Annotated in this window: 7 protein-coding genes and 3 pseudogenes; 4 read left to right on the top strand and 6 right to left on the bottom strand. The window is 66.1% G+C overall.

Annotated features, from left to right (window positions below; translation table 11 throughout):
- Positions 1–100: 100 nt before the first annotated feature.
- On the bottom strand, positions 101–427 hold the full coding sequence (locus ACFOY2_RS54360; protein ID WP_379536065.1) for a hypothetical protein: 327 nt from the start codon (positions 425–427) through the stop codon (positions 101–103).
- A gap of 114 nt (positions 428–541) precedes the next feature.
- Here ACFOY2_RS54360 and ACFOY2_RS54355 point away from each other — a divergent pair.
- A pseudogene (locus tag ACFOY2_RS54355) lies at positions 542–1,207 on the top strand (Tn3 family transposase); the annotation flags it as partial.
- A gap of 70 nt (positions 1,208–1,277) precedes the next feature.
- On the opposite strand, the pseudogene ACFOY2_RS54350 reads toward ACFOY2_RS54355, so the two are convergent.
- Positions 1,278–2,034, bottom strand: a pseudogene (locus ACFOY2_RS54350) (rRNA methyltransferase).
- 25 nt (positions 2,035–2,059) lie between these two features.
- Positions 2,060–2,953 (bottom strand): annotated as a pseudogene (locus ACFOY2_RS54345) (TrmH family RNA methyltransferase); the annotation flags it as partial.
- 86 nt (positions 2,954–3,039) lie between these two features.
- Here ACFOY2_RS54345 and ACFOY2_RS54340 point away from each other — a divergent pair.
- On the top strand, positions 3,040–3,669 hold the full coding sequence (locus ACFOY2_RS54340; RefSeq protein ID WP_379536064.1) for a tyrosine-type recombinase/integrase: 630 nt from the start codon (positions 3,040–3,042) through the stop codon (positions 3,667–3,669).
- A gap of 506 nt (positions 3,670–4,175) precedes the next feature.
- Here the strand turns inward: ACFOY2_RS54340 and ACFOY2_RS54335 are convergent.
- Positions 4,176–4,769, bottom strand: a complete 594-nt coding sequence (locus ACFOY2_RS54335; RefSeq protein ID WP_379536063.1) for a TetR/AcrR family transcriptional regulator — start codon at positions 4,767–4,769, stop codon at positions 4,176–4,178.
- Positions 4,770–5,189: 420 nt separating this feature from the next.
- On the opposite strand from ACFOY2_RS54335, the gene ACFOY2_RS54330 reads away from it, so the two are divergent.
- Entirely contained in the window at positions 5,190–7,229 is a 2,040-nt protein-coding gene (locus tag ACFOY2_RS54330) for a polymorphic toxin-type HINT domain-containing protein (protein ID WP_379536062.1), read from the top strand.
- Positions 7,230–8,150: 921 nt separating this feature from the next.
- Here ACFOY2_RS54330 and ACFOY2_RS54325 read toward each other — a convergent pair.
- Together ACFOY2_RS54325 and ACFOY2_RS54320 are read right to left on the bottom strand one after the other, a co-directional pair.
- Positions 8,151–8,294, bottom strand: coding sequence for a hypothetical protein (locus ACFOY2_RS54325; protein ID WP_379536061.1), 144 nt, complete (start codon positions 8,292–8,294; stop codon positions 8,151–8,153).
- The gene (locus ACFOY2_RS54320) at positions 8,295–8,492 is read right to left on the bottom strand and encodes a hypothetical protein (RefSeq protein ID WP_379536060.1); all 198 of its coding nucleotides are present in this window, start codon (positions 8,490–8,492) and stop codon (positions 8,295–8,297) included.
- 48 nt (positions 8,493–8,540) lie between these two features.
- Here ACFOY2_RS54320 and ACFOY2_RS54315 point away from each other — a divergent pair, with 48 nt between their 5' ends.
- Positions 8,541–9,818, top strand: a complete 1,278-nt coding sequence (locus ACFOY2_RS54315) for an OmpA family protein (protein ID WP_379536059.1) — start codon at positions 8,541–8,543, stop codon at positions 9,816–9,818.
- Positions 9,819–10,234: the final 416 nt, after the last annotated feature.

Genomic DNA, 10,234 nt, shown 5'->3' with positions numbered 1-10,234 from the left:
ACAGAAAGAGCACAACCTCCAGCAGCACGATCACTGCGACCATCAGCCTGCCGTACTGGACACTGCCGCATAACCCCCGAAGGATTTACAACTCAGACCACTAAGGTCCGGCACCCTGCCCGCGGAGGCCGTCGACTGGCTCAAGAGCAACTTCCTCAAGACCGAACTCGAGCTCGGTCGCTGCCTCCGCCTTCCCGCCGAGGGGCCCTGCGAGTGTGACCTCTACCTGACCTGCGCCAAGTTCGTCACCACCCCGGACTACTCGCCACGGCTCCACGCCCGGCTGGAAGTCGAGCACCAACTCGTCCAGGACGCCGACGAGCGCGGTTGGACCCGCGAGGTCGAACGACACACCGCCATCGCCCGGCGAATCCAGGACCTGCTCGTCGACCTCGGCGAAGTCGACGACCCCGAGACGACAGGACAACGACCATGCGCGTCTACCAACTGAGCGAACCCATCGACGGCTTCGACGTCATCGCTCTGTTCAACGAGCCCGCATTCTGACCACGAAGATCAGCTTGACTCTGTCCATATAAACAGTGACATGGTGTTTGGGATCTTCTCCATGCTCGGCTACCGGTTCGCGCCCCGCTTCGCCGACCTGGGCGACCAGCGGTTCTGGCGGGCCGAGCTACCCGACGGCAGCACCGGCGACTACGGGGTGCTGGAGGCGATTGCCCGGAACAAGCTGAATCCCAAGAAGGTGATCACCCAGTGGCCGGACATGCTCCGCGTCGCCGGATCGCTGGTGACCAACCAGGTGCGCGCCTATGACCTGCTGAGCATGCTGGACCCGATGGATTCCAGCTACCGCCGCAGCCTGGGTAAGCAGCTGTCGGTCCAGGAGTCCCGGCACCGCCTGGCCCGCAAGATCTGCCACGGTAACTCCGGCCGGATCCGGCAGGCATATCGGGAAGGCTAGGAGGATCAACTCGCAGCTCTGGGACTTGTCGTCAATGCCGTCGTGTTGTGGAATTCACGGTATCTGTCGGCGATCGTAGACCAGCTGCGCGCCCAGGGTGTGCTGGTCAAGGACGAGGACGTGGCGCGGCTGTCCCCGCTGGGCCACGCCCACCTCAACTGCCTGGGCCGCTATGCGATCGCCTCCTCGGCCCCGGACAAGGGCCTGCGACCGCTCCGCACGGCGGCGTTGCCCGAGGCCAGCATCGCCAGTGCCGCTATCATGGGTGAGGACGGCGTCTGAAGCGCGGACCGTTCGAATCGCCCACGCCGGCGGGCAAGGACCTCACCACGAATGTGGCGTCCTCCGACTGTCACGCGCGTGCGGAAGTACGAAGACGTTCGGAGGTTCGGAACAGCGCGACGGCTCGGGTACCAATTTTGAAGGATGCCTGGGGGCGTGGCCCGCGGTCCGTGGGAACCTTGCGGCCCCGCACCGTCACCGCGATCACGCTGTCGTGCGGGAGCACGGCCGTGAGCGCCTCGACCATGCCGGTGACTCCTGCCGCCGCGCTGGGTCCGCGCCAGTGGGTCTGTTCGCCGTAGGGGACGTCGGTGATCACGATGTCGGGTGTGTGATGGCCGAGTGTCCGCTGGAGCTGGGCGGGGTCGAACACATCGGCTTGGCGCACCGCGTGCGGCATGTCTCCTCCGGCGACGTTGAGTCCGGCGGCGAGCCGGCGGGCGGCGCGCGGCCGAGTCGTAGGCCGGTTTGCCGAAGCGGGCGGCACGCTCTTCGAGATCGGCGGCGCGGGCCGCCAGACCGGCCTGGCTCAGCAGGGCGAGGTTGCGTTCGGCCAGGTGCCGCGCTTCAGGGGCGAGGTCGCAGGCCAGCACGGAGGCGATCTGCCGCCGGTGCAGGAACGCCAGCACGGTCAGCAGGTAACCGCTGCCACAGCACGGATCCCAGAGCACCGCGGGCCGGTCGCCGCCACGCAGAGCCAGCGCGCGCTGGAAGATCTCGCTGGCCAGCCGGACCGGGAACGCGGGAAACCCTGGAGCCGAATGCAGCACCGCACCGCTGGCCAGGTCCTGATGGCCGGTTCGGACGGTCGCGTGACGGTAGGTCATGCGGTGCGGCTGCGACGCTGGCGGCGTTCAGGGAGCTGGCCGAACCGGCCATCGGGATGCGCGCCATCGTGTCGCACGCCTGCCTCCATCCCGCGCTCAGGCCGGTGGTCTCGTTGCCGATGACCAGCAGGGTGGGGCCGGTCAGGTCCAGGTCGGCGACGTCGCAGGTGCCGTTCTCGTCGGTGCCTACCACCGTCAGCGGCTGCCCCTGGGCGTGCAGCCGCTCCATCCATGCCAGCACTTCCCGGTGTGAGGGGGACCGCACCACCGGCAGCGTCAGCAGCGATCCGGTGGAGGCCCGCACCGATCGGGGATCGTAGGGGTCGGCGGCATGTCCGGTGACGATCAGGCCCGCGCCGCCGAACGCGTCCAGTGAGCGCGCCATCGTTCCGATGTTTCCGGGGTTGTTCGGCCGGTCGAACACCATGCCCAGGAAGGACGGGCCCACCTGGATGCGGGACAGCTCATCGTCCGGCAGGCCGGCCACCGCCACTAATTCAGGTATGTCCTCGTCTTTGCCGCCCAGCTCGCGCAGCAGGTTGGGGGCCATGGCCACCCGCTCGCCGCCAGCCGTCTTCAGCATCTGTTCGGCCCAGTTCGACAGCGGCCGTTCGGCGTCGTAGATCAGCGTATGCACCGGCCAGCCGAACTCGACCACCAGGCTGATCGGGCGCACTCCCTGGACCAGGAACTCCCCGGCCCGCTGCCGCTTGGCCCGGTTGCCCAGCAGCGCCTGCCACTGCTGGAACCGCGCGTTCGCACGCGTGATGCGCACGCTCCCCGACGCCGAATGCCCTCGATTCCCCACGAACTGCAGAATAGGGGGATCTTTACCCAACGCTTCTTGTGACTCCCCCGCATCCAGGCGGCGGCGCCAGGTTTGCTGAGTCGAGAGATCAGGTTGTCTCTCCGTTCGCATCACCGGCCAGCCGTAAGCGCAAGCGCGCCGCCGTCGCTTCCTTCGCCAAGTGGGCCGTCCGGCACGACCTGCTGCAGGCCAACCCGATGGACCGGATCGACACGGTCAAGGTGCCCAAGAGCCTGCCGCGCCCGGCCGCGGCCGCCGACGTCGTCAAGGTGCTGGCGGTGATCTGCTCGCGGAGGCCGCCCAAGGACCTGCCGCTGGACCGGGTGCGCGACCGAGTGCTGTTCGAGACCGCCTACGTGTGCGGAGCCCGCGCCTCCGAAGTCTGCGGCCTGTACGTGGAGGACCTCGACCTGCGCCTGGACGACGAACACGTCCGCATCCACGGCAAGGGCGGCAGCGTACGCACCGTCCTGCCGGACGACCGCGGCTACGTCGCCCTGCTCAAGCTCTACCTGACCCGCGCCGGCTACACCGCCGGGCCACTGTTCCGCGCCTCCATCAACGGCCGGGGCGGGCCCCTATCCTACGACGCCGCCCACCACCGCTGGCAGAGCTACTGCGCGCAGGCTGGCGTCGAGATCGACATCCACCAGCTGCGCCACGCCCACGCCACCGAACTCATCAACGCCGGCGTCTCCATCGAGGCCGTCCGCCGCCGCCTCGGCCACGCCTCCACGACCACCCAGCTGTACACGTTGCTCGACGACAAGATCGCCGACACCGAGATCCGCGCCGCACGCCGACGCCGGGACCGGGCAACGAGCTAAGGAAGCTTCGCAACCAGGAGCAGCCTCAGTTCACTGCAATCAAGATCCTTCTCAGCGCCAACGGCTGTCCGCCGGTTCCTCGACCCCGGTGAATTCCCTGCGGCTGTCCCAGCGCCAACTCCGGCCTCCTCGTCTTCGCCATCTGTGCAAGACGAACGACGAGGACGATAGACCTTCAGAATCTCTGAAGGCTCATCAATCTCGAAAGAACCGGGGATCCCAGGAAGTAAGCCCAGGTCCTGCGGCTATGGCCATGCCGAACTACCCAACGAACTCTGGGGCTATTTCACAGAGCGACGGCACCGCCATGCGCTCCATCACCGCCGCCTATCCCGAGCGCACAACGAGGCTGCTCCGGTAGCCACCCGACCCTGGTCGGCGCTCCGATTCGGGCCACGCGTCGCCGGGCTCGCTCAGCGCGACAGGCTCCCCCAGCTCGGCCAGGAGGTCACGAACGGGCGACCTCACGGTCGACGTCCTCACCAGGGTTCGCCCGGTTGATCCGGTTAGGAGCGGCTGACCGAGCGCCAGATGCGTTCAGGCAGCGCGCGGGCGGCCTCCTTCAGATCGAGGTCCCCTACGGTGAGCCAGCGGCGGACGACGGCGACGACCGGGCCCATGACGAGGGACTCGATCATCGGGGAAGGGAGCTCGGCGAGTTCGCCGGATTCCTGGTGCGCGTGGATCCAGAGGGCGATCGGTGTCAGCCGGGCCTCCTGGGAGTCACGGATTTGCTCCGCGTGGGTCATGACTTCACGATCGGCGGGGACGGAGTGCATGATGCGGGCCGCGTCCGGATGGGCTTGTACGAAGTCCAGGTAGGCGATGACAGCGGCCTGGACACCGGAGCGGGCGTCGGTCGCCTGTTCCAGCGCTGTCACCAGTGTCGTCAGGAGCTGGTCCAGCGAGCGCAGCGCGAGCGTGGCGACCACGCCGTCGAGACTGCCGAAGTGGTGATAGAGGCTTCCGGGGCTGACCCCGCTGGCTTTGGTGAGCGCGCCGACGGTGAGACCGGCTTCCCCCGACGAGGCATAGATGCGTAGCGCTGCGTCCAGCACTTGTTCGGCCGTTGCTTCGCCGCGTTGTTGCTTGCGGCTCATCGAATAGACGTCCTCGGTCTCATGGCAGCGCATCCCTTTCGGTTCTCGTCACAGACAGCTTAGAAGATAGTTCTAGACTTTTTTCTAGAAAGACGCCCGATCTTGGAGGCGAGCCTCCCACACTGGACTCCGCGCCGGACACGAGCATGCCTGTGATGCGGAGCCGCCGCGCGGCACCAGGTGCGATCACGAGGGCGGTACACCCTTCGGTCTGACCAGAACTCCGGACGCAGTTGCCGCAGCGCCGCCGAAGAGGCGGCGCAGGAACCGACCAGATGAGGAGACGTCATGACCGAGCCGGGCCCTCCACAAGGGCAGCCGCCTCCCCAGAGGCAGTCGCAGTTAGGCGCGCCGTTCGTTCCGCCACCGCCCGGTCATCCACCGGCGCCGGTGCGTCGCCCGTGGACCCGGAGATTGCGGATGCTGACCGGACCTCAGCGCGTGCTGCTCCTCGCCGGGGTCGGTGCTTTGGTCCTGGCGTTGGTGGCGGGGCTGCCGGCCTGGGTGAACCCCTCCTCCGAATCCGGCACGTCCACCGCGGCCAAGCGGAATCTGAAACCGTTCGAGCAGGCCGTCGCCACCTTGGCCAAGGCCCCGGGCCTGCGATACCGCGACACGGCGATCGCCGGCATCACCGAACGAGACATCACCGTCACCGCGTCCGGAAGTCAGTTCGGTACCACAGGTGACGGTATCGAGGACCACGATGAAGACGTCCTCCGGATTGGCGGGAAGACCTTCACCCGGTGGCAGGTAGACCCGGCCCCCGACGTCGACGTCAAACCTGGCACAAAGACCCCCAGCGAATGGGCGGCCGGGCGTGAAGACGGCTCCAAGCTGCTGACCGAGGTGCTCGATCAGCGGCCGTCGCCACCGCAACTGGCGGCTCAACTGTCCAAGGCCCTGAAGGATCTGGACGGCGTACCGCAGGCGGACGACCCGGAGCAGAAGTCCGTCACCGTGAGCGGGAAACCCGCACGTGGAATCGACACCTCGGCCGGCCGTCTGCTCATTACCCGGCAGAAGCCCTACCGGGTGCTGCGCCTGGAACCCTACGATGTGTCCGAATTGGCCAAGCGTTTCCGGAACGGGGAAGCGCCGGCCGAGATCCCTCAGGTAACCGCCGGGCCCCTGGTCGACAGCGACTCCAAGGGGATGGACCTGACCCCGATCGTGGGGGACGCCGTCACCCGGATGTTCGACACTCTGGAGAAGCAGGCCAAGCAGCTCAACAACGCGAGCGACAGAGGCATCACCTTCACCCTCGACGGATCGGGTGACTTGAACTGCGGCGCAGGGGGCTGCACCGCCAACCAGAGGTTCACCGGAGAGGTCACCAGCGGGGCGAAGACCCGCATCGCCGATGGCAAGGTCACCGCCATCATGAGCGCGACCTTCACTATCGGCGGCCAGCCCGCAGGACAGTGCACCAGCAGTCGCAGCACCTTTCCCCTCTCCGGCAGCACCGTCTCCGGCAGCCTCACCTGCACCAGCGCAAGCGCCGGCCCCGTCTACACCTCGGTCGCCGCGAAGTACAGGGCCGACGCCCAGGCCCAGTCCCGCGCCAGCGGCGGCCAAACAGTCCGATACAGCATCCCCCTCCGCGCCAGAACCCTCATCGACGCCCGCGCCCTCGCCACGGTCGAGGTGAAACAACTCATCGACCGCGTACGACGCGAACGCGACACCGCGAACTGCGCCAAGCCCCACAGCTTCCCACCCGGCACCCAGATCCTCCTCGCAGACGGAGCCCAACGGGCCATCGAAGACATCCGCGTCGGGGACCAGGTGACCGCCACCAACCCCGAAAGCGGACTCACCACCGCACGGCCGGTCACCAACACCATCACCACCGAGAACGATGAGAACTTCACACGCCTCACTCTTGCCACCGGCCGAGGCCCCGCCACCATCACGGCGACCGACAACCACCCGTTCTGGCTGATAGACGCCAAGCGATGGACCGACGCCGCAGACATCCGAATCGGCGACGAACTACGCAGCCCCACTGGCTTGTCCCTCCAAGTGACAGGAGTACTCGACCAACAGGGCCGACAGCGCACACACGACCTCACCGTCGCAGACACGCACACGTACTATGTGCTGGCAGGCGACGCGCCGGTGCTGGTCCACAACACTGGCCCATGCAAAATTCCGACTCCGAGCATCACGGAAAGAGGACTCAGTCACTCGTTTGACAGGCACGCGGAGCAGTGGTTCGGTCGGCCGGTTACCAAGGCTGACAAGATGGGCGAGTGGAACTCACTGATCAAGCGCGCGGCAGGTAGCACAAAGATCGTTTCTTGGAGCAGTGGCTCTACGCTTACGAACGCTTATCTTGCACGAATTGATGGGAAGTGGTTCGTGGCGCAATTCGATAGGTCCAGCGGCGAATTGGTCACCGCATTTGCGCCAAACAATGGCCAGGTTGGCGCAATGCTGAAACTGCTAAGGAAATAGGCCATGACCAGGGAAAACCTGCATCTCGAGCCACCACATCTCACGATTTCGGTATATCCCGAAAGTTCGGAGAGCGAGTGTTTCACTGCCGTGTGTGGCGTCGTTGAGCGCGCCGAATGTCAATCGAGCGGCACGATCGAAGTAGCGCCATGGGAGATGGGGTTCGAACTTCGCTCGGACCTGGCTGATCGATCGTCCGTCCTGGACCTGCCGCGTGATCAACTCCGAAAAATTGTCGCAGGTCGAGATCCATCTCGGCGGCCGTTGCGAGCTGGATACCTAGGCGGTCCAGGTGGAGTTGTGCTCGTCGAGTACCTGGCCGCCCCACACAACGACCGCCATCCAATAGCCGTTTCCACTGCGGCTGGCGCGCTTGGGATTCCAACGGAGATGTGGGGAAAGCGCGAGCGCTCCTCGGCGTCAAAGTCTGCTCGCTGGGCGCTTCGCATTCTTCGGGAAATCACAACACAATGTCGGGTAGTGTACGGCGCTATTGGCGTCGAATATAGCCTTGCTACACCTTCAGAGCTCGCTAGCGGAGCGTCGGCTCTCCCATCAGAGGTATTTGTATCCCGCGAGTTTGCGGCGGACCTACCTCGAATAGGATATGCGTTCGCGCATGAATTTCGGGACGGAGTGGTCGTTCAATGGCCGACTGGGCGCTTCTATTCAGGATGGGGTCCTTTCAATTCTGAGAACGTTACGATTATTCAGGCGTCGCAATCTCGTCCTGGCAGCGCTGGCAGGCTTCTCGGGCGTGTACTCCTGAATAGTTGATGCGAGGCGCAGTAATGTCGTTGCCGAACGCAATCGCTGCCTTGGGTTGTCAAGCGAAATAGCTGCTCAGCTGCTTGAAGGTCTGTCGGGCATGTAAGGCAAGTAGGTTGGCCGCGCCGCGTACTCCGGGTGGTGGGGGCGACCTCAGCCGAGGCTCTGCTCAACGAGGTCGAGGTATGCGTGTCCGGCGGCGACGTCGTCTGGTCGGCCGAGCACCGGGAAGCTGTCCAGCAGCTCGCGCAGTGTGGCGAGGTGGTGTTGCCAGGAGGCGTCGGAGCGTTGGGGCATTCAAGGATCTCGAACATCCGGGCGGTGTCCGGAGAGCGACGGGCAATCCGCTTGCCCGCGATGGGGACCATCGCCAGCCGCCCCCATCTGATGCTCGATGGGCTCTTTGGGGGTCGGCGGCTCGTATTCGTCGGCGCTGAGCAGCTCAGCGAAGGTGGCCGGGAGCCGGTCGAAGCCCCGCCGGTCGAGGATGAGCACGCCGGGGGATCTTCGGGGCGGGTGGCACCTTGCGGTTACCTTCGGGCCGTGCCCCAAGAAGACTCCCCGCCGCTCAGCTTCGATGAACGCGCTATGCGAATTCTGAAGGTGGATGTCCTACCGTCGAGGGCTATGTGGGGAATCTCCGGGAAATCCGTCATAACGAGAACCAGGCTTTTAACACCGCTGCTCGTCGTGGTAATGGCCGCGTGTGGTGCCGGCACGACCGGCGGGGGCGGGGAGGAGCGCCAGACGCCCGCCCATGCGAGCTCGCAAAGTGCCACCACGACCACCGAGGCACCACCCAGCAGCCCGGCCACGCCGACGCCCACACCGACGCCGACCGGGCCCGAGCCGGCGAACTGCCCGAATGGGAAGCTCCTCCCGGCGGTGGAAAGCCCGGCCGTGCACGCCGACCCGGTGACCATCCCGGAGGCGAAGGTGGGCGGCACTACCATTCCCGCCGTCACCATCCCCGGCGTCGACATCCCCGCACAGCGCATCCCCGCCCAGTGCACCGAGATCGCCCCGGCTCCTGGAGGTTGCCTCGGCGCGGCGTCGATCCCGCCGACGTCGATTCCCGCCGTGGAGATTCCGCCGGTCGAGATACCCGGCGTCAACGCAGGCGGGATCAAGCTCGACCCGGTTCGGGCCGACGGGGCACGGGCCGAGGCGCAGCACGCCGAAAGCGTGTCGACACCAGAGGTGTGCCAGGTTAAACCGAAGAACGGCGGCATCGTGCCGTCCATCCTTCGGCCGTCCATCCTCCGGCCGTCCATTCTGCGGCCGTCCATCCTCCGGCCGAGGGCCTGCAACGATCAGAACGAATGTGTCCCGTCCGTCACGGTGCCCTCGGTCACGGTGCCCTCAGTGACGGTGCCCTCAGTGACCATCCCGTCCGCCACGCTGAAGTCGTACAAGGTCGGCGAGAGCGAAGTCCTGCAGGGAGACGACTCGATCGCCTTCACCCTCAAGGCCGACGTGCTGTTCGACTTCGACAAGGCAGTCATCAAGCCCGCGGCCGCCGCCGAGCTCAAGCGCATCGCCCAGGAGATCGGGGAGAAGGCGAAGGCAGGCGCGCCGATTGCCGTTGACGGGCACACCGACGCCAAGGGCGACGACTCCTACAATCAGTCGCTGTCCGAACGGCGGGCCCAGGCGGTCGTCGAGTGGCTGGCGAGCGAGGGGGGCTTGGCGCGATCACGGTTGCAGGCGCGGGGATACGGCGAGGCCAAACCGGTCGAGCCGGATACCAAGCCGGATGGCTCGGACAATGCGGCGGGGCGCGCCAAGAACCGCCGGGTGGTCGTCTCCACCATCACCTGAGGTCAGGGAAGAAGGGGACGTGTACGCCCTCGACGAAGGCCCGCCGCGCTGGCGGGCGGCGGGCGTTTCGTGCTATCCGCGTCAGGCCCGACGCCACCGCCAATACGGGTCGCTGCTCAAGGACGTGCACTTGTAGCGCTTGTTCGTGACCTTGGCGCGCAGGCGATCCGGACATCGTTGTGCGGGGCCGAGAAGAAGGAGTTGCTCTCCCGTTGGGATGGGTGCCAGACGGGCTCGCTCACTGTGGCTTGTCGCCCGTCGATGAGGATGAACCTGCGGTGGTAGGTGGTGGTGCCATTCTCGTCGCTCTGGTGGGCGCGGCGGTAACTGTCAAACTGTTTGAGACGTTTTAGGCGACTTGTTCTGTATCGGAGTTGGTTTCCTCCTTGGCGGGTTCGTTGATCCAGACGGCTTTG

The sequence above is a fragment of the Nonomuraea purpurea genome (assembly GCF_042650645.1).
Classification (GTDB): domain Bacteria; phylum Actinomycetota; class Actinomycetes; order Streptosporangiales; family Streptosporangiaceae; genus Nonomuraea; species Nonomuraea purpurea.
The sequence above is the reverse complement of the archived record's forward strand: the minus strand, read 5'-3'. Positions and strand labels throughout refer to the sequence as shown.